Here is a 22,072-nt window from a genome sequence, read left to right as displayed (position 1 = left end):
GTTTCCTTGCCGCTGACAGGCGCGCTCTTTAGACTGCTGCACTTTCCCACATCCCTTTTCTTAGCCGAGCAGAGTCGATGTCGACTGTTTTTCCTCAAGACTCCGTTGGCCTGGTAACGCCGCAGATCGCCCGCTTCGCCGAGCCGCTGGCGCTGGCCTGCGGGCGCAGCCTGGCCGACTACCAGCTGACCTATGAAACCTACGGCGAGCTCAACGCCAGCGCCAGCAACGCGGTGCTGATCTGCCACGCGCTGTCCGGCCATCATCATGCCGCCGGTTACCACAGCGTCGACGACCGCAAGCCGGGCTGGTGGGACAGCTGCATCGGCCCCGGCAAGCCGATCGATACCAACAAGTTCTTCGTCGTCAGCCTCAACAACCTGGGCGGCTGCAACGGCTCGACCGGTCCGTCGGACATCAACCCGGCCACCGGCAAGCCGTTCGGTGCCGACTTCCCGGTAATGACCGTGGAAGACTGGGTCAACAGCCAGGCGCGCCTGGCCGACCTGCTGGGCGTCCATCAGTGGGCTGCCGTAGTCGGTGGCAGCCTGGGCGGCATGCAGGCCATGCAGTGGACCATCAGCTACCCGGAGCGCGTGCGTCATTGCCTGGCCATCGCCTCGGCACCGAAGCTCTCGGCGCAGAACATCGCCTTCAACGAAGTGGCGCGCCAGGCGATTCTCACCGACCCGGAATTCCATGGCGGGCACTTCCAGGACCAGGGCGTGATCCCAAAGCGCGGCCTGATGCTGGCGCGTATGGTCGGCCACATCACCTACCTGTCCGATGACGCCATGGGCGAGAAATTCGGTCGCGGCCTGAAGAACGAAAAGCTCAACTACGACTTCCACAGCGTGGAATTTCAGGTCGAGAGCTACCTGCGTTACCAGGGCGAGGAGTTTTCCGGGCGCTTCGACGCCAACACCTACCTGCTGATGACCAAAGCGCTGGACTACTTCGACCCGGCTGCCGAGCACGACGGCGACCTGGCCAAGACCCTGGCCAAGGCCAAGGCGGACTTCTGCGTGATGTCGTTCACCACCGACTGGCGCTTCTCGCCAGCGCGCTCGCGGGAGATCGTCGACGCCCTGCTCGCCGCCCGCAAGAACGTCTGCTACCTGGAGATCGATGCGCCCCAGGGCCACGACGCCTTCCTGATGCCGATCCCCCGCTACCTGCAGGGTTTTGCCAGCTACATGAAACGGATCGAGGTATAAGCATGCGCGCCGACCTAGAGATCATCCAGGAATGGATTCCCGCCGGCAGCCGCGTCCTCGACCTGGGCTGCGGCGACGGTGAACTGCTCGCCTGGCTGGGCGCCAACAAGCAGGTCAGCGGCTACGGCCTGGAGATCGACCCGGACAAGATCGCCCAATGCATCGGCAAGGGCGTCAACGTCATCGAACAGAACCTCGACGAAGGCCTGGGCAACTTCGCCAGCGACAGCTTCGACGTGGTGGTCATGACCCAATCGCTGCAGGCGCTGCACTTTCCCGACAAGGTGCTGGCCGAGATGCTGCGCGTCGGCAAGACCTGCATCATCACCTTTCCTAACTTCGGCCACTGGCGCTGCCGCTGGTACCTGGCCAGCAAGGGCCGCATGCCGGTCTCCGACTTCCTGCCGTACACCTGGTACAACACGCCGAACATCCACTTCTGCACCTTCGAGGACTTCGAGCGCCTGTGCCACCAGCAGAGCGCCCGGGTACTCGATCGCCTGGCCGTGGACCGCGAGCACCGGCATGGCTGGGCCAGCCGCGCCTGGCCGAATCTGCTGGGCGAGATCGGCATCTACCGCATCAGCGGCCACAATGCGCACGACGTGCGCATCGCCAACTAGGCCGCCCCATGCGCCTGCTCGCCATGTTGATCGTTCTGAGCCTGGGCCTGCCGGCACTGGCCGACAACCGCATGCAGCGCCTCGGTGACCTGCAGGTGCATTACAGCGCCTTCAACGCCAACTACCTGCAGCCGCAGATCGCCCAGGCCAGTGGCCTGGTGCGCAGCGCCACGCTGGGGGTGCTGAACATCAGCGTGCTGCGCGGCGGCAAGCCGACGACAGCAGAGATCAGCGGCGAGGTGAAGAACGTGCTTGGCCACGGCCAGACGCTGACCTTCGTCGAACAGCGCGAGGGCGAATTCGTTTCCTACCTGGCGCAGTTTCCCCTCCAATCCCGTGAGGTGCTGCTGTTCAACCTGCAGGTGAACGGCCAGCGCCTGGACTTCAACCAGGAACTCTTTCCGGAGCCATGATGCCTTTCCCAGAACTCGTCCTCGCCAGCCACAACGCCGGCAAACTCAAGGAACTGCAAGCCATGCTCGGCGACCGCGTGCGCCTGCGCTCGGTCGGTGAATTCAGCCAGGTGGAGCCGGAGGAAACCGGCCTGTCGTTCGTCGAGAATGCCATTCTCAAGGCCCGCAACGCCTCGCGCCTGTCCGGTTTGCCGGCACTGGCCGACGACTCCGGCCTGGCGGTGGACTTCCTCGGCGGCGCACCGGGCATCTATTCGGCCCGCTACGCCGATGGCCAGGGCGATGCCGCCAACAACGCCAAGCTGCTGGCGGCCCTCAAGGATGTGCCGGATGCCGCGCGCGGCGCCCAGTTCGTCTGCTGCCTGGCCCTGGTACGGCATGCCGACGATCCGCTGCCGATCCTCTGCGAAGGCCTGTGGCACGGCCGCATCCTCCACGAAGCCCGCGGCGAGCACGGCTTTGGCTACGACCCGCTGTTCTGGGTCGAGGAGCGCCAGTGCTCCAGCGCCGAGCTGCCTGCGGCCGACAAGAATCAGCTCAGCCACCGCGCCATCGCCATGAAGTTGCTCAAGCAGCGCCTGGGTTTGTAAGAACCTGTTCAAAGTCTGCTGCGCGTCGGCACTGCGGCGTTAAAAACAGCCTCGGACTGCTCATTTACAGCTCGTAAACTCCGCGTCCTCGCCTGTTTTTGTGGGGCCGCCTAGGCCTTGCATTGCTCTAGCTCGCGAGCCTTTGAACAGGCTCCAAGCGGTTTCAAATGGGGCGTTTCGTCCACGCACTTTGGCAGTTTGCCCAACTCGTGCCACGATAGCGCCCCGCAACCACCCTGCCGTGATCCAGAAGCCCGTGTTCCAGCTGCCGCCCCTGGCCCTGTACGTCCATATTCCCTGGTGCGTGCGCAAGTGCCCCTACTGCGATTTCAACTCCCACGCCGCCGGCCCCAACCTGCCGGAAGAGGCCTATGTCGATGCGCTGCTCGCCGATCTCGACGCTGACCTGGCCCAGGCCCATGGCCGCGCGCTGACCTCGATCTTCTTTGGCGGCGGCACGCCCAGCCTGTTTTCCGCCAAGGCCCTTGGCCGCTTGCTGGACGGCGTGGAGCGGCGCATCCCGTTCGTGGCCGATATCGAAATCACCCTGGAGGCCAACCCCGGCACCTTCGAGCAGGAGAAATTCGCCGCGTACCGGCGCCTGGGCATCAACCGGCTGTCGATCGGTGTGCAGAGCTTCCAGGCCGACAAGCTCAAGGCTTTGGGGCGCATCCACGATGGTGACGAAGCCGTGCGCGCTGCCGACATGGCCCGGGCCGCCGGCTTCGACAACTTCAACCTGGATCTGATGCACGGCCTGCCGGATCAGTCCCTGGATGACGCCCTGGGCGACCTGCGCATCGCCATCGCCCAGGCGCCGACCCATCTGTCCTGGTATCAGCTGACGGTGGAGCCGAACACGGTGTTCTGGAACCAGCCACCGGTGCTGCCCGAAGACGACACCCTGTGGGACATCCAGGAAGCCGGCCAGACGCTGCTCGCCGAACATGGCTACGCCCAGTACGAAGTCTCGGCCTACGCGCAGCCCGGCCGCATGGCGCGGCATAACCTGAATTACTGGACCTTTGGTGATTTTCTCGGCATCGGCGCCGGCGCCCACGGCAAGCTGAGCACACCGGAAGGGCGCATCAGCCGCACCTGGAAAACCCGCCTGCCCAAGGATTACCTCGACCCCGCCAAGCGATACAGCGCGGGCGAGCGCGCCCTCAGCGTCGACGAGCTGCCGTTCGAGTTCCTGATCAACGTGCTGCGCCTGACCGATGGCTGCGCCGCCGAACTGTTCAGCCAGCGCACCGGCCTGCCCCTCGAGCACCTGGCAGAGGCCCGCGCCCAGGTCGAGCAACGCGGCATGCTGCACAAGGACCCGACACGCCTGGCGGCGACCCGTGAAGGTCAGCTGTTTCTCAATGATCTGCTGCAGTACTTTCTGCCCTGAATCACCGGTGCCCGCGAACCAACGGCACGCCGGATGATCCCAGGCAGCAGGATTCAACCCGTCATGCCAGAGGAGCAACCATGGATTATGTGCTGGACCTGATCGCCACCGTGTCACGCTGGAGCCGTGGCCACCTCGGCGAGATTTCCCTGGGCCTGATGGCCACCCTGCTGGTGCTGTTCGGCCCGGCCATCAACGCCTGGATACAGGGCCGCATCGGCAGCCTCAACTTCGTGCTGCGCACCCTGATATTCGTCGCGGTCTGCGTGGTCGGCTACGGCCTGGCGCTGGTCTACCTGACGCCCCTGCTCACCCAGCTGCTGGGCCACTTCAACAACTACACCCTGGCGCCGGTATTGCTGGTGGTGATGTTCCTGATCGGCGTGCTGGCCGATCGCAGTTGAGCCGCTTCAAGGCACGATTCTGATCCAGTCGATCACACCCACGTCGCCATTGCGGTGGGTGCCCAGCACCTCACCGCCAGCATCCTGCTCGACCGACAGGTCGGGCTCGATGGGCTTGCCACTACGGCGATCGACCGCGGGCGCCTCGACCAGCGGGCTGAACAGCAGGTTACCGTGAAAGGCGCGCACTCGCGTGGCCGCGGGCTACTGCATGGGGCCGAACTCGACCGGCTCGGTCAACTCGGCCTGCCAGTCCAGCAACGCGCCATAGGGCCCGTCGAGCCACAGGTTCCATAGCCGTACCTCGAGCCCCTGGAAACGCACCGGCGTATTGTCGGTTTCCAGCTGCCAACGGCCCTTCTCCACCGCGTGCACGGTCATCGGCCCCGGCCAGAGGATGCCGGCGACCTGGCTGCCGGCAGCCAGCGTGCAGCCCTCCAGCCGCCATTGCTGGGGCGCAAACCGTGCGCCGGCGGGATAGCCGAAGGTAACCGGGGCCTGCGCCGAGCACTGCCAACCACCCAGCCCGGCATCGTCGACCAGACTGACCTCGGCAAGCGTGTCGCCCAGGTCCAGGCGCCGCACGGCGGCGCCCTGCACCAGGCCGGGCTGGCCATCGAACTCGGCGCGCTGCAGGCTCTGCAGACCATGGGGTAATGGCTCGCCACTGAGGTGCTTGCCGGGTTCCAGGCGCTCCAGCCATACCCGGGTACCGGCCGGCAACACCAGTTCGCCCAGCACCTGTTGACTCTCCAGACGAGGGCTGAGCGCGCGCTGGGCGAGCCAGTGCTGTGCCTGCCAGCGCAGAAATCCGACGGTGGGCAGGCTGCCGGCGACCAGGAATATGGCAAGCAGCCCAAACCACCAGGGGTGCGCCCGGATAAAGCGTCGGGAGCGGGCATTCAGGCAGGCAATCAGCAGCGCCGCCAGCGCCGCGACGCAAATCAGGGAGACCAGCAGGAACAACGATCCGAGCATCATGGCCAATGGGTTGATGGGGATCATGGATGTCCTTGGTAAGCTCGAGGGGCTATTTTCGTGGCAGAGCTTAAAAGTCACCCCCAAGCGAATCAACACCTGGTTACACTTCAATAAAAAAGCCAGCAATCTGCTGGCTTTTTCTTCGATTAGGCGCTGATCATTTGATCAATCGCAAGCAGAATGGATAACGATAGTGCTTGCCCTCACCGGCCTTGATGCCGCCGATGATGGTCAGCACCACGGTGCCGATGCACAGCAGGCCCATCAGCAGAAAGCCGATCAGCACCAGCATCAGCAACAGGCAGACGATGCCGGCGATGGCCACCGTCAGCTGGAAGTTGAGCGCTTCCTTGCCCTGTTCGTCGATAAAGGCGTGCGAGTCCTTCTTCACCTGCCAGACCACCAGCGGGCCGATCAGGTTGCCGAAGGGAAACACGAAGCCGAGGGCGGCCGCGAAGTGGCAGATCATCGCCCACTGGCGCGCATCCCGATCGGGCTCGGCAGCAGGCGTTACAGCGTTATGCTCATCCATCACGGCTCTCCTCGGTCAGCGAAAAAATCACTCGGCCAGCGCAGCCTGCTGCACGGCGAACAGCTCGCCCATGCCCTGTTGCGCCAGGGCCAGCATGGCATTCAGTTCGGCCGGCTGGAACGGCGCGCCTTCGGCGGTGCCCTGCACTTCGATGAAGCCACCGGTGCTGGTCATCACCACGTTGAGGTCGGTCTCGGCGGCGGAATCTTCCAGGTAATCCAGATCCAGCACCGGTTCGCCCTGGTAGATACCCACGGATACCGCCGCGATCATCTGCTTGAGCGGGTCGCCGCCTTTCAGGCCGCCACGTTTCTTCATCACCTTCAGGGCATCGACCAGGGCGACCATGGCGCCGGTGATCGATGCGGTGCGGGTGCCGCCGTCGGCCTGGATCACATCGCAATCGACGTACAGGGTGTTCTCGCCCAGCTTGCTCATGTCCAGCGCGGCGCGCAGCGAGCGGCCGATCAAACGCTGGATTTCCAGGGTGCGGCCGCCCTGCTTGCCCTTGCTGGCTTCGCGCTGGTTGCGGTCGCCGGTGGCGCGCGGCAGCATGCCGTACTCGGCAGTCACCCAGCCCTGGCCCTGGCCTTTCAGAAAGCGCGGTACGCCCTGCTCGACGCTGACGGTGCAAATCACCTTGGTGTCGCCGAACTCCACCAGTACCGAACCTTCGGCATGCTTGGTGTAGTTGCGGGTGATGCGGATCGAACGCAACTGATCGGCGGCGCGGCCACTGGGACGTTTCATCAAAATACCTGCTCTCGAGTAGAATCTGCCGCCCATTATAGGGGCTGTTGCCGCCGGGCCGCGACCGCGCCCGCCCGATGGCCCTGCCAGGCGATTGGGAGCCACCGCCGCACTGCGCTACAATCGCCGCCTTTGCCCCACCGCAAACCGAGGTACGCCCCATGATCCACAGCATGACAGCCTTCGCCCGCACCGAGCAGGCAGGTGCCAACGGCACCCTGAGCTGGGAGCTGCGCTCGGTCAACCATCGCTACCTCGAGCCTCACCTGCGCCTGCCGGAAGCCTTCCGCGACCTCGAAGGCGCGGTGCGCGAAGCCCTGCGCCAGGGCCTGTCGCGCGGCAAGGTGGAATGTACCCTGCGCCTTATCGAAGACAGTGCCGGCAAACCGCTGCAGGTCGACCGCGACAAGGCCACCCAGCTGATCACCGCCGCCGAGAGCGTCGCCGCCCTGATCAAGCAGCCCGCGCCGCTGAACCCGCTGGAAGTGCTCGCCTGGCCCGGCGTGCTGGTGGCCGACAGCAGCGACCCTCAGGCTCTCAACAAAGCGGCCCTGGAGCTGTTCGCCGGTGCCCTGGCGGAACTCAAGAGCGGCCGCAGCCGCGAAGGCGCCGAGCTGGCCAAGCTGCTCAACGAGCGCCTCGACAGCATGCTCGAGGAAGTCGCCGCCCTGCGCGAGCTGGTGCCGCAGATGCTCGAAGCCCAGCGCCAGAAGATCATCGAACGCTGCCGCGAGATGCAGGCCGAGCTCGACCCGCAGCGCCTGGAACAGGAACTGGTGATGCTCGCCCAGAAGAGCGACGTGGCCGAGGAGCTGGATCGCCTGAGTACCCATGTCACCGAAGTACGCCGCGTGCTCAAGGCCGGCGGCGCGGCCGGGCGCCGCCTGGACTTCCTGATGCAGGAACTCAACCGCGAAGCCAACACCCTCGGTTCCAAGGCGTTCGACCCGCGCAGCACCCAGGCGGCCGTCAACCTCAAGGTGCTGATCGAGCAAATGCGCGAGCAGGTGCAGAACATCGAATAATTCACGCCTGGCATTGGCTGCGCGTCTTCCGGATTAAATCTTTCAGGACAGATCCATGAGCATCACCAGCGGCACGCTGTACATCATTTCCGCCCCCTCGGGAGCGGGTAAAAGTAGCTTGGTGACCGCGCTGATCGACAGCGAGCCGCACATTCGCGTGTCGGTATCGCACACCACTCGCGCCATGCGCCCCGGTGAAGTCGACGGCGTGCACTACCACTTCGTGGATCACGGGCAGTTCACCGCCATGCTCGAGCAGGGCGAATTCCTCGAGCACGCTCAGGTGTTCGACAATTTCTACGGCACCTCACAGCGCGCGCTGGAAAAGACCCTGGCCCAAGGTATCGACCTGATCCTGGAGATCGACTGGCAGGGCGCCCAGCAGGTGCGCCGGCTGATGCCCCAGGCCAAGTCGATTTTCATCCTGCCGCCGACCCGCGAAGCGCTGCGCCACCGCCTGACCAATCGCGGCCAGGACAGTGGCGAGATCATCGAGCGGCGCATGCGCGAGGCCGTCAGCGAGATGAGCCACTACGTCGAATACGACTACCTGGTGATCAACGACGATTTCAGCCACGCGCTCAGCGACCTGAAGGCGGTGTTTCGCGCCAACCAATTGCTGCAGACATCCCAACAGCAGCGCCATGCCGGCCTGCTGAGCGAGTTGCTGGCCTGAGACAAAAGCGGGTGGACGCTGCCATTGAGGCAGCGAAAATCCGTACGGTGTGGCGAACTCGTGCCTCTCAGCGACTTTCGCTTCCCTTAATGCCGGCATTTTTCTAGACTATTCAGTCCGCTCGCCCATTCGGGCCCAGCTAATTTTGCATTCGCTACGAGGAACACCATGGCCCGCGTTACCGTTGAAGACTGCCTGGACAACGTCGATAACCGCTTCGAGCTGGTCATGCTCGCCACCAAGCGCGCTCGTCAAATCGCCACCGGCGGCAAGGAGCCGAAAGTGGCGTGGGAAAACGACAAGCCGACCGTGGTCGCCCTGCGCGAAATCGCCAGCGGCCTGGTAGACGCCGAAATCGTCGCCCAGGAAGACATCATCGAAGAAGAACCGCTGTTCGCAGCCTTCGAGGAAGAGGCGAACGAGCCTCTGTAAGCCTATGCCGGGTCGAAAGCGTACGTCGCAGGTGCACAATGCTCGCCATGGGAGTCTCCCATGGCGAGCATAGACGCCCTCGCCGACAGGCTTTCGGGCTACCTGGGCGACGAGCAGGTCAACCTCGTCCGTCGCGCCTACTTCTACGCCGAACAGGCGCACGACGGGCAACGCCGCCGCAGCGGTGAAGCCTACGTGACCCACCCGCTGGCCGTGGCCAGCATCCTCGCCGACATGCACATGGACCATCAGAGCCTGATGGCCGCCATGCTGCACGACGTGATCGAAGACACCGGCATCGCCAAGGAAGCCCTGCACGCGCAGTTCGGCGAATCCGTGGCGGAGCTGGTGGATGGGGTCAGCAAGCTGACCCAGATGAATTTCGAGACCAAGGCCGAGGCCCAGGCCGAGAACTTCCAGAAGATGGCCATGGCCATGGCGCGGGACATCCGCGTGATCCTGGTCAAGCTGGCCGACCGCCTGCACAACATGCGCACCCTGGAAGTGCTGTCCGGCGAGAAACGCCGGCGCATCGCCAAGGAAACCCTGGAGATCTACGCGCCCATCGCCAACCGGCTGGGCATGCACAGCATGCGCGTGGAGTTCGAAGACCTGGGCTTCAAGGCCATGCACCCGATGCGCTCCGAGCGCATTCGCGCCGCCGTGCGCCGCGCCCGGGGCAACCGCAAGGAAATCGTCACGCGCATCGAGGAGTCGCTGCTGCACTGCCTCGAACGCGAAGGCCTGAGCGGCGAAGTGGTGGGCCGCGAGAAGCACCTGTACAGCATCTACCAGAAGATGCGCGGCAAGCGTAAGTCGTTCAACGAGATCATGGATGTGTACGCCTTCCGCATCGTGGTCGACAAGGTCGACACCTGCTACCGCGTGCTCGGCGCCGTGCACAATCTGTACAAGCCGCTGCCGGGCCGTTTCAAGGATTACATCGCGATTCCCAAGGCCAACGGCTATCAGTCACTGCATACCACGCTGTTCGGCATGCACGGCGTGCCCATCGAAATCCAGATCCGTACCCGCGAGATGGAAGAGATGGCCAACAACGGTATCGCCGCGCACTGGCTGTACAAGTCCAACGAGGACGAGCTGCCCAAGGGCAACCACGCCCGCGCGCGCCAATGGGTCAAGGGCGTGCTGGAGCTGCAGCAACGCGCCGGCAACTCGCTGGAATTCATCGAGAGCGTGAAGATCGACCTGTTCCCGGACGAAGTCTACGTGTTCACGCCCAAGGGTCGCATCATGGAGCTGCCCAAGGGCTCCACGGCCGTGGACTTCGCCTACGCGGTGCACACCGACGTCGGCAACACCTGCATCGCCTGCCGTATCAACCGTCGCCTGGCCCCCCTCTCCCAGGCCCTGGAAAGCGGCTCCACGGTGGAAATCGTCAGCGCCCCGGGGGCACGCCCCAACCCGGCCTGGCTGAATTTCGTGGTCACCGGCAAGGCGCGCACCCATATCCGCCATGCACTCAAGCTGCAGCGCCGCTCGGAATCGGTGAACCTCGGCGAGCGCCTGCTCAACAAGGTGCTGGCCAGCTTCGAGAGCCATCTCGACAAGGTACCCGCCGAACGCCAACTGGCGGTACTCAACGAATACCGCCTGGAAACCTTCGACGACCTGCTCGAAGACATCGGCCTGGGTAATCGCATGGCTTACGTGGTGGCGCGCCGCCTGCTGGCCAGCGACGGCGAGGAACTGCCCAATGCCGAAGGCCCCCTGGCCATTCGTGGCACCGAGGGCCTGGTGCTCAGCTACGCCAAGTGCTGCACGCCGATTCCGGGCGACCCGATCGTCGGCCATCTCTCGGCCGGCAAGGGCATGGTGGTGCACCTGGACACCTGCCGGAACATCAGCGAAGTGCGCCACAACCCGGAAAAATGCATCCAGCTGGCCTGGGCCAAGGATGTCACGGGCGAATTCAACGTCGAACTGCGTGTCGAGCTGGAGCACCAGCGCGGCCTGATCGCCCTGCTGGCCGGCAGCGTCAACGCTGCCGACGGCAACATCGAGAAGATCAGCATGGACGAGCGCGACGGGCGCGTCAGCGTGGTGCAGCTGGTGGTCAGCGTACACGACCGGGTGCACCTGGCCCGGGTGATCAAGAAGCTGCGCACCCTGCCCGGGGTCATGCGTATCACCCGCACGAAGGCGTGACCCGTCGCGCCCCTGCCTGAAAGCACACCCTCCCGCACTTTCAGCCCCGCTGCCTGGCAGCGTCATTGCCTATCCAAAAGGCGCAACGACGCGGGTCTTGGCTTGAGGCGGCGAACGCCAGCCTGTAGCCTGCCTGCGTCCGTCTTGCAGCCTGAGGCTGCCCCTATCGAGGAGTTCTCCATGAGCAAGAGCGTCATCAACAGCGACAAGGCCCCGGCCGCCATCGGCACCTACTCCCAGGCCATCAAGGCCGGCAACACCGTCTACCTGTCCGGGCAGATCCCGCTGGACCCCAAGACCATGGAGCTGGTGGAAGGCTTCGAAGCGCAGACCGTACAGGTCTTCGAAAACCTCAAGTCGGTGATCGAAGCCGCCGGCGGCTCGTTCAAGGATGTGGTCAAGCTGAATATCTTCCTCACCGACCTCGCCCACTTCGCCACCGTCAACGAAGTGATGGGCCGCTACTTCCAGCAGCCCTACCCGGCGCGCGCCGCCATTGGCGTGGCCGCCCTGCCGAAAGGCGCCCAGGTGGAAATGGACGGCATCCTGGTCATCGACTGACCGGCCCCATGCCCGGAGCAAGGTCTCCGGGCTTTCCCCGTCAGCTGCCCTGCAGCACCGCGGCATAGCCCTCGCGATAACTGGGATGCTGCGGCGCCCAACCCAGCGCCCGGGCCCGGGCATTGCTGCAGCGCTTGCTGCCGGAACGGCGCACCGCCGAATCCTCGGCCCAGTGCTGGACCCCGAGTTGCTCGCGCAGCCAGCAGACCACTTCATGCAGTGGCGCCGGCTCGTCGTCCACGCCGATATAGCAATCGTCCAGCGCCTTGCCCGCCAGATCGGCCTGCAACAGAAAGGCCAGCAACCCGGCCGCATCGTCGACATGGATACGGTTACCGAACAGCGGCGGCTCCACCGCCACCCGATAGCCCATGCGTACCTGCCTGAGCAGCCATTCACGGCCGGGTCCGTAGATGCCCGTCAGGCGCAGCACGGTGGCCGGCACCCCGCTGCTCCAGGCCACCTGCTCGGCCTCGCGCATGATCCGCCCGGAATAGCTCTGCGCCTCGGCGGGCGACGTCTCGTCGACCCATTCGCCCCCTATCTGGCCATATACGCCGCTGCTGGAGACGAAAATCAGTCGCCTGGGCCGCTGCCCACGGGCCTGCAGCCAGCCCAGCACATGGCGCAGCCCATCGACGTAGGCCTGCCGATAGCCCGCCTCGTCATGCTCGGTGGCAGCTGCGCTGTACACCAGGTAATCCAGCGCACCGCGGGGCCACTGGCCGGGACAATCCGCCTGGTGCAGATCGCCGGCCACCGGCACGATGCCTGCGGGCAGTTCCGACACGCTGCGACGCATGCCGTGGACCTGCCAACCCGCGTTACGCAGCCGCATAGCCAGCCGGCTACCCACATCGCCACAACCGGCGATCAGCGCCTCTGCAACTTTACTCATCCGCTTCCCTCTCGACCTGGCGAGCGCTGAAAAGCGCCACACAAAGGTAATAAGGTTACACCAACACTTTCATGAACAAGAATTACTTGCAATAATGCTTAGCCTTTTTTTCCGCGCGCCCCCCATGGCCGCGCAGGTTACCGCCCCCACATTTAGGTCAGGCAAGCATGAACTCTATCGCCCATAGCGCCAAGCCACTCACCGTCGCCGCTCGGCCGCAACGCCTCGGCGCCTCTCTCGCCCTGCTGCTCAGTCTGATGCTGGCGCCGGCAGCAAGCTTCGCTGATCAGACCGCCCCGGCGCCCGCTCAACCCGCCGCCGAGCAACCGACAGCCGCACAACCTGCCGCAGCCGGGCAGCAAGTACAGCCGCTGTCGCCAGAGGCGGCAGCACAGGTCGACGCGCTGGGCGACAAGCTCGAAGCGCTCGGCCCGCAGGCGACGCCCGAGCAGCTGAATGCAGCGCGTCAGCAGTTCTTCAGCGAGAACAACATCGCTCCCCAGGATGCGGACAAGCTCAACCAGGCGCTGGCCGCCCAGCAGAGCGCTGACGCCCAGGCGTTGAACAGCGATCCCGCCGCCGAAGCCGAGCAGGTGTTCCACGACCTGTCGCCGTGGGGCATGTACCAGGGCGCCGACGTGGTGGTCAAAAGCGTGATGATCGGCCTGGTGCTGGCCTCGATCCTCACCTGGACCATCTGGATCGCCAAGACCATCGAGCTGGTGACAGCGCGCCGCCGCCTGCGCCGCGAGATCGTCGAGCTCAAGGGTGCGCGCAGCCTGGCCCAGGCCAGCGACCAGGCCCGCGCCAAGCACAGCTTCAGCGAAATCCTCATCGAGGACGCCCGCGAAGAGCTGAAGCTCTCGGCCAGCAGCCGCGAGAAGGAAGGCATCAAGGAACGCGTCAGCTTCCGCCTCGAGCGCCTGGTCGGCGCCTGCGGCCGCGACATGAGCAAGGGCACCGGGGTGCTCGCCACCATCGGCTCCACCGCGCCCTTCGTCGGCCTGTTCGGTACCGTATGGGGCATCATGAACAGTTTCATCGGCATCGCCAAAACCCAGACCACCAACCTCGCGGTGGTCGCCCCCGGCATCGCCGAAGCCTTGCTGGCCACCGCACTGGGCCTGGTCGCGGCGATTCCGGCGGTGATCATCTACAACGCCTTCTCGCGCTCGATCAGTGCCTACAAGGCCCAGGTCGCCGATGCCTCGGCCCAGGTGCTGCTGCTGGTGAGCCGCGACCTGGACATGCAGCCGGGCCATGATCGCGCCCAGCCGCCTCACGTGGTCAAGGTGGGTTAAGGCCATGGGGCTTCATCTCAACGAAAACGGCGGCGACGATCTCCAGGAAAACCACGAGATCAACGTCACGCCCTTCATCGACGTCATGCTGGTGCTGCTGATCATCTTCATGGTCGCCGCGCCACTGGCCACCGTCGACGTTAAGATCGACCTGCCCGCCTCCAGCGCCAAACCGGCGCCGCGACCGGAAAAGCCGATCTACCTGAGCATCAAGGAAGACAAGAAGCTGTTTCTGGACAACGACGAGGTACAGCCGGCCATGCTCGGCGCCGCGCTCGACAAGCTGACCCAGAACGACAAGGAAAAGACCATCTTCGTACGGGGTGACAAGGGCGTCGAATATGGCGACCTGATGGAAGTCATGGACACCCTGCGCGGTACCGGTTACCTGAAGATCGGCCTGGTGGGCCTGGAGACGGTCGGCGCGCAATGAAGAAATCCAGCCGCACGTTCTCCTGGGTCGCCAGCCTGGTCATCGTGATTGGGCTGCACGTCGGCCTGTTCCTCTGGGCCATGTACTGGCAGCCCCAGGCGACGCCCATCGAGCTGCCGCCACCGGCGGCGATGATCGTCGAGCTGGAGCCCTTGCCGCCAGCCGCGCCCAAGCCTGCACCGCCGCCGCCACCGGAAGTGGTGCCGGAGGAGCCAGAGCCGCAGCCGAAAATCGCCGAAGCGCCGAAGCCCACGCTGGCGGTCACGCCGCCCAAGCCGAAGCCCAAGCCGAAGCCGCCGAAACCCAAGCCGCCCGAGCCCAAACCACCGGAGCCCCAGGAGCAGCCGCCAGCAGAAGCGCCGCCGGCACCGCCCGCCCCGGCCGAAGCCAAGCCGGCAGCGCCGCAGCAGGCGCCGGTCAGTTCGCCGAGCAAGGCGGAAAGAACCTGGCAGAGCGAGCTGCTGGCTCACCTGGCCAAATACAAGCGTTACCCCGAAGACGCGCGCCGCCGCGGCCTCGAGGGGGTCAATCGCCTGCGCTTCGTAGTCGATGCCGACGGTAAGGTGCTGTCCTACACGCTGGTCGGCAAGTCCAGCAGCGCGTCGCTGGATCGCGCCACGCTGCAGATGATTCGTCGCGCCCAGCCGCTGCCCAAGCCACCGGCGGAAGTGCTCAACAACGGCAGCATCGAGATCGTCGCACCCTTCATCTACTCGCTGGAGCGCGGCCGCGGCCGCTGACTCCAGCCCTGCAGCTACCCCGGCAAACGCCGGGGCAGCTGTCATCCCCTCCTGACAGCCATCGCGCTGGCTGACATTATTTGAGCGCCCTGAACAGTTGGTTCCCTTGAAGACAGCGGCTATGCTTGGCGCCATCTCAATGGATTAAGACTATGACCCTCACCGAACTGCGCTATATCGTGACGCTCGCCCAGGAACAGCACTTCGGCCGTGCCGCGGAGCGTTGTCACGTCAGCCAGCCCACGCTGTCGGTTGGCGTGAAGAAGCTCGAGGACGAGCTCGGCGTGCTGATCTTCGAGCGCAGCAAGAGCGCCGTGCGCCTGACCCCCGTCGGCGAAGGCATTGTCACCCAGGCGCAGAAGGTGCTGGAACAGGCCCAGGGCATTCGCGAACTGGCCCAGGCTGGCAAGAACCAGCTAGCGGCACCGTTGAAGATCGGTGCCATCTACACCGTAGGCCCGTACCTGTTCCCTCATCTGATCCCGCAGCTGCATCGTGTGGCCACCCAGATGCCGCTGTACATCGAGGAAAACTTCACCCACGTGCTGCGCGACAAGCTGCGCACCGGCGAGCTGGACGCGATCATCGTCGCCCTGCCGTTCCAGGAAGCCGACGTGCTGACCCTGCCGCTGTACGACGAGCCTTTCTATGCGCTGCTGCCGGCGGACCACCCGTGGACGGCCATGCAGACCATCGACACCAAGCTGCTCAACGACAAGAGCCTGCTGCTGCTCGGCGAGGGTCACTGCTTCCGTGACCAGGTGCTGGAGGCCTGCCCGACGCTGCGCAAGGGCGAAGAAAACGCCAAGCACACCACGGTGGAATCCAGTTCCCTGGAAACCATTCGCCATATGGTCGCCTCGGGGCTGGGTGTATCGATCCTGCCGTTCTCGGCGGTCGACAGTCATCACTACGCGCCCGGCGTGATCGAAGTCCGCCCGCTCAGCCCACCGGCGCCGTTCCGCACCGTGGCCATCGCCTGGCGCGCCAGTTTCCCGCGCCCCAAGGCCATCGAGGTGCTGGCCGACTCCATCCGCCTGTGCTCGGTCGCCAAGCCACTGCCGCGTAACGCCTGAGCACGGCGATGAGCGAGCTGTCGACGGTTTCCGTTACCGACCTCAAGGGCGTTGGCGCGGCCCTGGCGGAAAAGCTCGCCAAGGTCGGCCTGGAGACCCTGCAGGACATCCTCTTCCACCTGCCGCTGCGCTACCAGGACCGCACCCGCATAGTGCCCATCGGCGCCCTGCGCCCCGGCCAGGATGCCGTGGTCGAGGGCACGGTTTCCGGCGCCGACGTGGTGATGGGCAAGCGCCGCAGCCTGCTGGTGCGCCTGAGCGACGGCAGCGGCACCCTGAGCCTGCGCTTCTACCATTTCAGCAACGCCCAGAAAGAAGGCCTCAAGCGCGGCACCCAGGTGCGCTGCTATGGGGAGATCCGCCCCGGCTCGTCGGGCCTGGAAATCTATCATCCCGAATACCGCGCGCTGACCGGCGACGAACCGCCGGCGGTGGAACAGACGCTGACACCGATCTACCCGACCACCGAAGGCCTGACCCAGCAGCGCCTGCGCCAGCTCAGCGAACAGGCGCTGGCGCGCCTCGGCCCGCACAGTCTGCCGGACTGGCTGCCTCGGGAGCTGGCCAAGGAATACGCCCTGGCACCGCTGGATCAGGCGATTCGCTACCTGCATCGCCCGCCTCCGGACGCCGACCTGGAAGAGCTCGCCGAAGGCCGCCACTGGGCCCAGCACCGGCTGGCCTTCGAGGAACTGCTGACCCATCAGCTGTCGATGCAGCGCCTGCGCGAAAGCGCCCGCGCCCAGCAGGCGCCCTCGCTGCCGGTCGCCAAGCGCCTGCCGCAGCAGTTTCTCGATAACCTCGGCTTCAAGCCCACCGGCGCCCAGCAGCGGGTCGGCGCGGAGATCGCCTACGACCTCAGCCAGCACGAGCCGATGCTGCGCCTGGTGCAGGGCGACGTCGGCGCCGGCAAGACGGTGGTGGCCGCCTTCGCGGCGCTGCAGGCCATCGAGGCCGGCTACCAGGTGGCGCTGATGGCGCCTACCGAGATTCTCGCCGAGCAGCACTTCATCAACTTCACCCGCTGGCTGCAGCCCCTGGGCCTGGAGACCGCCTGGCTGGCCGGCAAGCTCAAGGGCAAGGCGCGGGTGGCGGCCCTGGAACAGATCGCCGCCGGCGCGCCGATGGTGGTCGGCACCCACGCGCTGTTCCAGGACGAGGTGCGCTTTCGCAACCTGGCCCTGGCGATCATCGACGAGCAGCATCGCTTTGGCGTGCAACAGCGCCTGGCCCTGCGCCAGAAAGGCGTGGGCGGCCGGCTCAGCCCGCACCAGCTGATCATGACCGCCACGCCCATCCCGCGCACCCTGGCGATGAGCGCCTACGCCGACCTGGACACCTCGATCCTCGACGAACTGCCCCCTGGCCGTACGCCGGTGAACACCGTGCTGGTCGCCGACAGCCGCCGCTTCGAGGTGGTCGAGCGGGTGCGCTCGGCCTGCAACGAGGGCCGCCAGGCCTACTGGGTGTGCACGCTGATCGAGGAATCCGAGGAACTGACCTGCCAGGCGGCGCAAACCACCTACGAGGACCTGTCGGCCGCGCTGGTCGGCCAGCGGGTCGGGCTGATCCACGGGCGCATGAAGCCGGCCGAAAAGGCTGCGGTGATGGATCAGTTCAAACAGGGCCACCTGCAGCTGCTGGTGGCCACCACGGTGATCGAAGTGGGCGTCGACGTGCCCAATGCCAGCCTGATGATCATCGAGAACCCCGAACGCCTCGGCCTGGCCCAGTTGCACCAGCTGCGAGGCCGGGTCGGCCGTGGCAGCGCGGCCAGCCACTGCGTGCTGCTCTACCACCCGCCACTGTCGCAGATCGGCCGCGAGCGACTGGGCATCATGCGCGAAACCTGTGACGGCTTCATCATCGCGGAGAAGGATCTGGAGCTGCGCGGGCCCGGAGAAATGCTCGGCACTCGACAAACCGGCCTGTTGCAGTTCAAGGTAGCCGATCTGATGCGTGACGCCGACCTGCTGCCGGCGGTACGCGATGCCGCCCAGGCGCTGCAGGAGCAATGGCCGCAGCATGTCAGCCCGCTGCTGGAGCGCTGGCTGCGCCACGGGCAACAATATGGGCAAGTGTGAGCAAGACACGGGACGATGGTTGACTCGAACGGTTGCGTCGTCAGCTTGCTGGTTATACTTGGGACGTTGCGCTCCCTTTGAAGACGGAATACGTCATGACTGAACTAGCCATCGCCGACACCTCCCCCCAACCGCCTCATGTAATCCGTCAGCTGCTGGAGAAACTCGGTGTGACTTATCAGGCTCGCCACGACCAACCCGGCATCCCGGCTGCCCAGCGCGTGCAGACCGTGCTGCTCGAGGACGCCGTGGGCGCCCTGCTGGTGCTGTTTGCGCAGAATCAGCTGCTCGATCTCAACCGGCTGGCCGAGCTGACCGGCCGCAAGCTGACGGCCGTCAAGCCCGAGCGCCTGGCCCGCATGCTGGGCAAGCATGACCTGGCTGTGTTGCCGGGCATTCCGGCCCTGACCAGCTCGCCCTGCCTGTACGACGAGCGCCTGCTCGAGGTGCCGAGCCTGTACATCCAGTCCGGCCAGCAGGGCGTGCTCCTGGAGATCGGCACCGAAGCCTTCAAGGGCCTGCTCGGCAAGGCCAGCGCGGCGCGTTTCGGCGAGCCGGCGAGCAAGGTGCGCCCCAACTTCAGCCGCCCCGAAGACGATCGCCAGGAGATTAGCCAGGCGGTGCAGGCGTTCACTGCACGCCGCATCCAGCAGCGCCTGGAAGAAACCATCGAGATTCCACCGCTGGCCGAGACGGCGCAGAAGATCATCAAGCTGCGGGTCGACCCCAATGCCACGGTCGACGACATCACCGGCGTGGTGGAGACCGATCCGGCGCTGGCCGCCCAGGTGGTCAGCTGGGCGGCTTCGCCCTACTACGCGGCGCCGGGCAAGATCCGCTCGGTCGAAGATGCCATCGTGCGTGTGCTGGGCTTCGATCTGGTGGTCAACCTGGCACTGGGCCTGGCCCTGGGCAAGACCCTCAGCCTGCCCAAGGACCAGCCGCAGCAAGCCACGCCCTATTGGCAGCAGGCAATCTACACCGCCGCCGTCATCGAAGGGCTGACCCGTGCCATGCCCCGGGCGCAACGCCCGGAAGTCGGCCTGACCTACCTGGCCGGCCTGCTGCACAATTTCGGCAACCTGGTGCTGGCCCACGTCTTCCCGCCGCACTTCTCGCTGATCTGCCGGCACCTGGAGGTCAACCCGCACCTGCCGCACAGCTACATCGAGCAGCACCTGCTGGGCATCAGCCGCGAGCAGATCGGCTCCTGGTTGATGCGCTACTGGGACATGCCCGAGGAACTGGCAGTCGGCCTGCGCTTCCAGCATGACCCCACCTACGCCGGCAACCATGCCACCTACCCGAACCTCGTCTACCTGGCAGTCAGCCTGCTGCACAACCGCGGTATCGGTAACGGCCCCGCGCGCGAGATTCCGGCCAGCCTGCTGGACAACCTGGGCATCACCCGGGAGAAGGCCGAGGAAGCACTCAACAAGGTGCTGGCTGCCGAAGTCGCCTTGCGCGACCTGGCCACCCAGTTCGGCTCACCGCACTGACCCGCAGCGGCGGCCCGTCCTTGGACGCGCGCCGCGGCAATCGCCTCAGGCCGCCTTCCGGTCGGCCGAGCGCTTCCTGGGCCGCAGGTACTTGGTCAGGCCCTGGAACCAGATGACCAGGGCCGGGTTGCCCTGAATCTGGATGTCCTTGTTCTGGATACCCTGCATGAACGCCAGCTGCTTGTTCTGGGCGGTCAGCGTGGCATAGCCGTAGGCAGCATCCTTGAAACCGATGGCAAAGGCCGGCGCGCTGGCGGCGCCGCGCTTGCTGGTGATGCGCTGGTTGTCGACGATGAAATGCCGGGCGATCTTGCCGTCCAGAGTGTGCAGCTGGAATACCAGATCACGGCCTTCGAGCTGCTGGCGGAACGCCGGGTTGTCACGGCTGGCCTTGGCCATCAGCCGGCCCAGCATCCACAGAAGAAAACGAAATTTCATGGCATGGCCTGTTCGCGCAAGTGAGAGAGCCGTGCATTGTAGCGACCTGCCCCAAGCCTGACAGCCGGGGGTGGTGGACGTGCTGGCGGGTGGTGAAGGTCTGCTGAGATTTCAGCGCCGCAATACAGTGGCTGCCTGGGCGCAAATCTCAACAGACCCCAAGCTCAGTTGATCGAGTCCTTGAGGGCCTTGCCCGGCTTGAAGGCGACGGTATTGCTGGCCTTGATCTTCACTGGCTGCCCGGTCTGCGGGTTCTTGCCGGTACGGGCGCCGCGGTGGCGCTGCACGAAGGTGCCGAAGCCGACCAGCGTGACGCTGTCCTTGCGGTTCAGTGCCCCGGTGATTTCTTCGAGAACGGCGTTGAGTACACGATTGGCCTGATCCTTGGTCAGATCAGCTTTTTCCGCGATTGCAGCGGCGAGTTCCGGTTTACGCATGATTGCCTCATTTACGGTTTGTTGTTGTTGTGTTCCGCGCCCTGGCGCCAACGCGCGCCGACAGCTCTACGCTGCGGCCAGGCCTGGGGAGAATGGCACGCTCTGGGGGCCTTCGCCAGCCCCGGGCCGGGCTAAATCCGCCCTTTTTGTCGAGCAGGCGACAGATCGCCTACGCCAGCAGGGCCGGCAGTTGGCGATTCAGCGCCAGGCGCTCCTGCACGGCGGTGCCGGTCAGTGCGTAGCCCAGCAGCGCACCCGAGGCGTCGTGGCACAGGGCGCGGATATCGGCGCCGCTGCCTTCGACCGTCCAGCGCCCTGCGCTGCCCCGCGGCGGCGGTGACACCACCAGTGGGCAGGCCGGGGTCTTCACGGTAACCGGCATGGCGCCGTAGGCCACCTCGCTCGGCGTGCCGGCCAGGGTCCTGGCCAGCGCCCGGGCGCAGGCCATCAGCGGCATCACGTAGAGCAGGTTGAGGCCGTCGACCTCGGCGCAATCGCCCAGGGCGTGGATATGTTCGTGGGAGGTACGCAGCAGACGGTCGACCACCACGCCACGGTTCACCGCCAGGCCCGCGGCGGCGGCAAGGTCGGTACGCGGGCGCAGGCCGACGGCGGAGATCACCGCATCGCAGGCAATCGTGCGGCCATCGGACAAATGCGCCTCGAGCCCACTGGCCGCGTGCTGCAGGCGACTGACCACCGGGCCGAGGTGAAAGCGCACGCCCAGCGCTTCGAGACCGCCTTGTACCGCTGCGGCGGCTTCGGCCGGCAGCAAGGCCGGCATCAGTTGTTCGCAGGGCGCCACCAGATCGACTTCATAGCCGCCCAGGGACAGATCGTTGGCGAACTCGCAGCCAATCAGCCCGGCACCGAGAATCAGCACCTTGCGCTTGCCCTCGACGGCCTGGCGAAACCGCCCGTAGCCCTGCAGATCGTTGACCGTGAACAACTGGTCAGCGGCGTCGCCCTCGATGGGCACGGCAAGCACCTCGGCGCCCCAGGCCAGCACCAGGTCGCGATAGGCCACCGCCTCCTCGCCGATCCACAGGCGGCGGTGACCGGCATCGATACCGGTGACCCGGGTGTGGGTCCACACCTGCGCATTCAGCTGCTCGGCCATGGCGCCCGGCTCGGCCATGCACAGCCCATCGGCATCCTTGTTCTTGCCGAAGCCGGTGGACAGCATCGGCTTGGAATACGAGCGTCCGTCGTCGGCGGTAATCAGCAGCAACGGCGTTTCGCTGTCCAGCTTGCGAAACTCGCGGGCCAGGTTGTAGCCGGCCAGGCCAGTGCCGATGATGACGACGGGATCACTCATTGCTCGTTCCTTTCCTCAAGAATGTTCAACGCTTCGCGAGCCAGCGCCGTGCCAACGCAGCAGGGCCGACGCGCAGCGA

General features: G+C 65.5%; 25 protein-coding genes. 17 read left to right on the top strand and 8 right to left on the bottom strand.

Annotated features, from left to right (window positions below; translation table 11 throughout):
- The first annotated feature begins 77 nt into the window (after positions 1 to 77).
- The 6 genes from metX (at position 78) to K8U54_RS11400 (ending at position 4,643) form a co-directional block, all read left to right on the top strand.
- Positions 78 to 1,217, top strand: coding sequence for a homoserine O-succinyltransferase MetX (gene metX, locus K8U54_RS11425; RefSeq protein WP_249910222.1), 1,140 nt, complete (start codon positions 78 to 80; stop codon positions 1,215 to 1,217).
- A 2-nt stretch (positions 1,218 to 1,219) separates the two neighbouring features.
- On the top strand, positions 1,220 to 1,840 hold the full coding sequence (gene metW, locus K8U54_RS11420) for a methionine biosynthesis protein MetW (protein WP_075928463.1): 621 nt from the start codon (positions 1,220 to 1,222) through the stop codon (positions 1,838 to 1,840).
- 8 nt (positions 1,841 to 1,848) lie between these two features.
- Complete coding sequence (locus K8U54_RS11415) at positions 1,849 to 2,253, top strand: DUF4426 domain-containing protein (protein ID WP_249910221.1); 405 nt, start codon at positions 1,849 to 1,851, stop codon at positions 2,251 to 2,253.
- Positions 2,250 to 2,843, top strand: a complete 594-nt coding sequence (gene rdgB / locus K8U54_RS11410; protein ID WP_249910220.1) for an RdgB/HAM1 family non-canonical purine NTP pyrophosphatase — start codon at positions 2,250 to 2,252, stop codon at positions 2,841 to 2,843. Before K8U54_RS11415 ends, rdgB begins: the two co-directional genes overlap by 4 nt.
- Positions 2,844 to 3,084: 241 nt before the next feature.
- A complete protein-coding gene (gene hemW / locus K8U54_RS11405; RefSeq protein WP_249910219.1) occupies positions 3,085 to 4,239 on the top strand; it encodes a radical SAM family heme chaperone HemW in 1,155 nt (384 codons plus the stop codon).
- A gap of 80 nt (positions 4,240 to 4,319) precedes the next feature.
- Positions 4,320 to 4,643, top strand: coding sequence for a DUF3392 domain-containing protein (locus tag K8U54_RS11400; RefSeq protein ID WP_249910218.1), 324 nt, complete (start codon positions 4,320 to 4,322; stop codon positions 4,641 to 4,643).
- A gap of 6 nt (positions 4,644 to 4,649) precedes the next feature.
- Here the strand turns inward: K8U54_RS11400 and K8U54_RS11395 are convergent, their stop codons facing one another.
- The 4 genes from K8U54_RS11395 to rph form a co-directional block, all read right to left on the bottom strand.
- Entirely contained in the window at positions 4,650 to 4,832 is a 183-nt protein-coding gene (locus K8U54_RS11395; RefSeq protein WP_249910217.1) for a hypothetical protein, read from the bottom strand.
- A gap of 15 nt (positions 4,833 to 4,847) precedes the next feature.
- Positions 4,848 to 5,648, bottom strand: coding sequence for a hypothetical protein (locus K8U54_RS11390; RefSeq protein WP_249910216.1), 801 nt, complete (start codon positions 5,646 to 5,648; stop codon positions 4,848 to 4,850).
- Between the two features lie 133 nt (positions 5,649 to 5,781).
- Positions 5,782 to 6,156: a DUF4870 domain-containing protein gene (locus K8U54_RS11385; RefSeq protein ID WP_249910215.1), complete on the bottom strand. Its 375-nt coding sequence runs from the start codon at positions 6,154 to 6,156 to the stop codon at positions 5,782 to 5,784.
- A 27-nt stretch (positions 6,157 to 6,183) separates the two neighbouring features.
- Positions 6,184 to 6,906 carry a ribonuclease PH gene (gene rph / locus K8U54_RS11380; protein WP_249910214.1) on the bottom strand — a complete coding sequence of 241 codons (723 nt, stop codon included), beginning with the start codon at positions 6,904 to 6,906 and terminating at the stop codon, positions 6,184 to 6,186.
- A 161-nt stretch (positions 6,907 to 7,067) separates the two neighbouring features.
- Here rph and K8U54_RS11375 point away from each other — a divergent pair, with 161 nt between their 5' ends.
- From K8U54_RS11375 to K8U54_RS11355, 5 genes are all read left to right on the top strand, one after another.
- Positions 7,068 to 7,931, top strand: coding sequence for a YicC/YloC family endoribonuclease (locus tag K8U54_RS11375; RefSeq protein WP_249910213.1), 864 nt, complete (start codon positions 7,068 to 7,070; stop codon positions 7,929 to 7,931).
- Between the two features lie 55 nt (positions 7,932 to 7,986).
- Positions 7,987 to 8,607: a guanylate kinase gene (gmk, locus tag K8U54_RS11370; RefSeq protein WP_249910212.1), complete on the top strand. Its 621-nt coding sequence runs from the start codon at positions 7,987 to 7,989 to the stop codon at positions 8,605 to 8,607.
- Positions 8,608 to 8,775: 168 nt separating this feature from the next.
- Positions 8,776 to 9,039, top strand: coding sequence for a DNA-directed RNA polymerase subunit omega (gene rpoZ / locus K8U54_RS11365; RefSeq protein WP_013789418.1), 264 nt, complete (start codon positions 8,776 to 8,778; stop codon positions 9,037 to 9,039).
- A 60-nt stretch (positions 9,040 to 9,099) separates the two neighbouring features.
- Complete coding sequence (gene spoT, locus K8U54_RS11360; protein ID WP_070885847.1) at positions 9,100 to 11,208, top strand: bifunctional GTP diphosphokinase/guanosine-3',5'-bis pyrophosphate 3'-pyrophosphohydrolase; 2,109 nt, start codon at positions 9,100 to 9,102, stop codon at positions 11,206 to 11,208.
- A 180-nt stretch (positions 11,209 to 11,388) separates the two neighbouring features.
- Positions 11,389 to 11,769: a RidA family protein gene (locus K8U54_RS11355; protein ID WP_249910211.1), complete on the top strand. Its 381-nt coding sequence runs from the start codon at positions 11,389 to 11,391 to the stop codon at positions 11,767 to 11,769.
- A gap of 40 nt (positions 11,770 to 11,809) precedes the next feature.
- On the opposite strand, the gene K8U54_RS11350 is transcribed toward K8U54_RS11355, so the two are convergent.
- On the bottom strand, positions 11,810 to 12,667 hold the full coding sequence (locus tag K8U54_RS11350; protein WP_249910210.1) for an SDR family oxidoreductase: 858 nt from the start codon (positions 12,665 to 12,667) through the stop codon (positions 11,810 to 11,812).
- Positions 12,668 to 13,287: 620 nt separating this feature from the next.
- Between K8U54_RS11350 and exbB the strand changes: the two genes are divergently transcribed.
- The 6 genes from exbB (at position 13,288) to K8U54_RS11320 (ending at position 19,800) form a co-directional block, all read left to right on the top strand.
- The gene (gene exbB / locus K8U54_RS25330; protein WP_434060024.1) at positions 13,288 to 13,968 is read left to right on the top strand and encodes a tonB-system energizer ExbB; all 681 of its coding nucleotides are present in this window, start codon (positions 13,288 to 13,290) and stop codon (positions 13,966 to 13,968) included.
- Positions 13,969 to 13,972: 4 nt separating this feature from the next.
- Entirely contained in the window at positions 13,973 to 14,401 is a 429-nt protein-coding gene (gene exbD, locus K8U54_RS11340; RefSeq protein WP_070885843.1) for a TonB system transport protein ExbD, read from the top strand.
- Positions 14,398 to 15,141, top strand: coding sequence for an energy transducer TonB (locus tag K8U54_RS11335; protein WP_249910208.1), 744 nt, complete (start codon positions 14,398 to 14,400; stop codon positions 15,139 to 15,141). Before exbD ends, K8U54_RS11335 begins: the two co-directional genes overlap by 4 nt.
- A 152-nt stretch (positions 15,142 to 15,293) precedes the next feature.
- Positions 15,294 to 16,217, top strand: coding sequence for a hydrogen peroxide-inducible genes activator (locus tag K8U54_RS11330; RefSeq protein WP_249910207.1), 924 nt, complete (start codon positions 15,294 to 15,296; stop codon positions 16,215 to 16,217).
- An 8-nt stretch (positions 16,218 to 16,225) separates the two neighbouring features.
- The gene (gene recG, locus K8U54_RS11325; RefSeq protein WP_249910206.1) at positions 16,226 to 18,301 is read left to right on the top strand and encodes an ATP-dependent DNA helicase RecG; all 2,076 of its coding nucleotides are present in this window, start codon (positions 16,226 to 16,228) and stop codon (positions 18,299 to 18,301) included.
- 95 nt (positions 18,302 to 18,396) lie between these two features.
- Positions 18,397 to 19,800, top strand: a complete 1,404-nt coding sequence (locus K8U54_RS11320) for an aminoacyl-tRNA deacylase and HDOD domain-containing protein (RefSeq protein WP_249910205.1) — start codon at positions 18,397 to 18,399, stop codon at positions 19,798 to 19,800.
- Positions 19,801 to 19,845: 45 nt separating this feature from the next.
- On the opposite strand, the gene K8U54_RS11315 is transcribed toward K8U54_RS11320, so the two are convergent.
- The 3 genes from K8U54_RS11315 to K8U54_RS11305 all read right to left on the bottom strand — a co-directional run bounded on the left by K8U54_RS11315 (position 19,846) and on the right by K8U54_RS11305 (position 21,993).
- Positions 19,846 to 20,238: a helicase gene (locus K8U54_RS11315; protein WP_249910204.1), complete on the bottom strand. Its 393-nt coding sequence runs from the start codon at positions 20,236 to 20,238 to the stop codon at positions 19,846 to 19,848.
- A gap of 164 nt (positions 20,239 to 20,402) precedes the next feature.
- Positions 20,403 to 20,675 (bottom strand): HU family DNA-binding protein, encoded by a 273-nt coding sequence (locus K8U54_RS11310; protein ID WP_013789407.1) that lies wholly within the window; start codon positions 20,673 to 20,675, stop codon positions 20,403 to 20,405.
- A 169-nt stretch (positions 20,676 to 20,844) separates the two neighbouring features.
- Positions 20,845 to 21,993 (bottom strand): FAD-dependent oxidoreductase, encoded by a 1,149-nt coding sequence (locus K8U54_RS11305; protein WP_249910203.1) that lies wholly within the window; start codon positions 21,991 to 21,993, stop codon positions 20,845 to 20,847.
- Positions 21,994 to 22,072: the final 79 nt, after the last annotated feature.

The sequence above is a fragment of the Pseudomonas fulva genome (assembly GCF_023517795.1).
In the GTDB taxonomy this organism is placed as follows: domain Bacteria; phylum Pseudomonadota; class Gammaproteobacteria; order Pseudomonadales; family Pseudomonadaceae; genus Aquipseudomonas; species Aquipseudomonas fulva_D.
The sequence above is the reverse complement of the archived record's forward strand: the minus strand, read 5'-3'. Positions and strand labels throughout refer to the sequence as shown.

Bases quoted from the DNA above. Each gene is read 5' to 3' on its own strand.
- K8U54_RS11320 (WP_249910205.1), top strand. From the start codon at position 18,397: ATGACTGAACTAGCCATCGCCGACACCTCCCCCCAACCGCCTCATGTA.
- K8U54_RS11355 (WP_249910211.1), top strand. From the start codon at position 11,389: ATGAGCAAGAGCGTCATCAACAGCGACAAGGCCCCGGCCGCCATCGGC.
- K8U54_RS11310 (WP_013789407.1), bottom strand. From the start codon at position 20,675: ATGCGTAAACCGGAACTCGCCGCTGCAATCGCGGAAAAAGCTGATCTG.
- K8U54_RS11400 (WP_249910218.1), top strand. From the start codon at position 4,320: ATGGATTATGTGCTGGACCTGATCGCCACCGTGTCACGCTGGAGCCGT.
- K8U54_RS11350 (WP_249910210.1), bottom strand. From the start codon at position 12,667: ATGAGTAAAGTTGCAGAGGCGCTGATCGCCGGTTGTGGCGATGTGGGT.
- rpoZ (WP_013789418.1), top strand. From the start codon at position 8,776: ATGGCCCGCGTTACCGTTGAAGACTGCCTGGACAACGTCGATAACCGC.
- exbD (WP_070885843.1), top strand. From the start codon at position 13,973: ATGGGGCTTCATCTCAACGAAAACGGCGGCGACGATCTCCAGGAAAAC.
- gmk (WP_249910212.1), top strand. From the start codon at position 7,987: ATGAGCATCACCAGCGGCACGCTGTACATCATTTCCGCCCCCTCGGGA.
- K8U54_RS11415 (WP_249910221.1), top strand. From the start codon at position 1,849: ATGCGCCTGCTCGCCATGTTGATCGTTCTGAGCCTGGGCCTGCCGGCA.
- rph (WP_249910214.1), bottom strand. From the start codon at position 6,906: ATGAAACGTCCCAGTGGCCGCGCCGCCGATCAGTTGCGTTCGATCCGC.
- K8U54_RS11305 (WP_249910203.1), bottom strand. From the start codon at position 21,993: ATGAGTGATCCCGTCGTCATCATCGGCACTGGCCTGGCCGGCTACAAC.
- recG (WP_249910206.1), top strand. From the start codon at position 16,226: ATGAGCGAGCTGTCGACGGTTTCCGTTACCGACCTCAAGGGCGTTGGC.
- K8U54_RS11385 (WP_249910215.1), bottom strand. From the start codon at position 6,156: ATGGATGAGCATAACGCTGTAACGCCTGCTGCCGAGCCCGATCGGGAT.
- exbB (WP_434060024.1), top strand. From the start codon at position 13,288: ATGTACCAGGGCGCCGACGTGGTGGTCAAAAGCGTGATGATCGGCCTG.
- K8U54_RS11330 (WP_249910207.1), top strand. From the start codon at position 15,294: ATGACCCTCACCGAACTGCGCTATATCGTGACGCTCGCCCAGGAACAG.
- K8U54_RS11335 (WP_249910208.1), top strand. From the start codon at position 14,398: ATGAAGAAATCCAGCCGCACGTTCTCCTGGGTCGCCAGCCTGGTCATC.
- K8U54_RS11315 (WP_249910204.1), bottom strand. From the start codon at position 20,238: ATGAAATTTCGTTTTCTTCTGTGGATGCTGGGCCGGCTGATGGCCAAG.
- spoT (WP_070885847.1), top strand. From the start codon at position 9,100: ATGGCGAGCATAGACGCCCTCGCCGACAGGCTTTCGGGCTACCTGGGC.
- K8U54_RS11375 (WP_249910213.1), top strand. From the start codon at position 7,068: ATGATCCACAGCATGACAGCCTTCGCCCGCACCGAGCAGGCAGGTGCC.
- rdgB (WP_249910220.1), top strand. From the start codon at position 2,250: ATGATGCCTTTCCCAGAACTCGTCCTCGCCAGCCACAACGCCGGCAAA.
- K8U54_RS11390 (WP_249910216.1), bottom strand. From the start codon at position 5,648: ATGATCCCCATCAACCCATTGGCCATGATGCTCGGATCGTTGTTCCTG.
- metX (WP_249910222.1), top strand. From the start codon at position 78: ATGTCGACTGTTTTTCCTCAAGACTCCGTTGGCCTGGTAACGCCGCAG.
- metW (WP_075928463.1), top strand. From the start codon at position 1,220: ATGCGCGCCGACCTAGAGATCATCCAGGAATGGATTCCCGCCGGCAGC.